Source organism: Paludisphaera soli (assembly GCF_011064595.1).
GTDB classification, from domain to species: Bacteria; Planctomycetota; Planctomycetia; order Isosphaerales; family Isosphaeraceae; genus Paludisphaera; species Paludisphaera soli.
The window spans coordinates 1-282 of the sequence record NZ_JAALJI010000182.1; the positions used below are offsets into that span (position 1 = coordinate 1).

Annotated in this window: 1 pseudogene; it reads left to right on the top strand. The window is 68.8% G+C overall.

Annotated features, from left to right (window positions below):
• Positions 1 to 282, top strand: a pseudogene (locus tag G6O68_RS32220) (hypothetical protein); the annotation flags it as partial.

The following is a 282-nucleotide window of genomic DNA, read 5'->3' on the forward strand; positions in this document are numbered from 1 at the left end:
CGCGTCATGAACGTCGAGACCTCGGAGAAGATCGACCTGATCAGCCCCGCGCTGGTGAAGGCCGTCAACGCCATCGAGCCCATCGCCAAGGACCGCAAGGCGGACCGCTACAAGTACGCCGACATCGCCTCGTGCCTCGAGGAGATCCGGCCCATCCTCGCGGCCAACGGCCTGGCCGTGCTCCAGCTCCTCGTGGTGCGGCCCGCCGCGCCGACGGTGGGAGAGGGGGGCGAGGTCGTCACGGAAGACCGCCAGGCGATCACGACGCTGCTGCTGCACGAA